General features: G+C 27.2%; 1 protein-coding gene and 1 pseudogene. Both read left to right on the top strand.

Annotated elements, in window-relative coordinates; genetic code table 11:
* A pseudogene (locus tag BRSU_RS14080) lies at positions 1 to 207 on the top strand (head-tail connector protein); the annotation flags it as partial.
* Entirely contained in the window at positions 204 to 545 is a 342-nt protein-coding gene (locus BRSU_RS14075) for a phage head completion protein (RefSeq protein ID WP_048596220.1), read from the top strand. The pseudogene BRSU_RS14080 and the gene BRSU_RS14075, both read left to right, overlap by 4 nt.
* The last annotated feature ends 35 nt before the right edge of the window (positions 546 to 580 follow it).

The following is a 580-nucleotide window of genomic DNA, read 5'->3' as shown; positions in this document are numbered from 1 at the left end:
TTAGATAGTGCAATCAGCTATTGTAATAAAGTTAATGAAACAGAATACAAAAGAATTGATTGTCCTCCTGAAGTTAAGTATGCAATTCTTGGACTTGCTACTCATTATTTTGAAAGCAAAACAGGAGAAGCCAGTCAAAGTGAAAAAGTAGCTTTGGAAGGTGTGCATAGATTATTGGCTATAGCTAGGGAAAAGTTTACTTTATGAAAGTGGCTAAACTGATACATTCTATAACTTTTTATAGCTCTGAATATGTAGATAATAAAAATGGAACAAGAAAAACTCAATTAAAAGAATTAAGAAAAGTAAAATGCTCAATTGAAGATATAACATACAAAGATATACAGCAAGGTAAAAGAAAAGATTTAGAAAGAACTTTAAAAGTACATACTCATTATTTTAAAGAGTTTGATACCAAAGGAATGATGGCCAAAATAAATAATGAAGATGATATTTATGAAGTGATTTATAGAGAAAATGTTTCATATAAAAATATAGAATGCATATTTACAATAAAAAAATTGGTAAATAATAAAAGCGGATAATATGTCAGGTGTAAGCAGAAAAACTTCTATAAGTA

It is taken from the genome of Brachyspira suanatina (assembly GCF_001049755.1).
Lineage (GTDB): Bacteria > Spirochaetota > Brachyspiria > Brachyspirales > Brachyspiraceae > Brachyspira > Brachyspira suanatina.
This window is presented reverse-complemented; position numbering and strand designations above follow the sequence as displayed.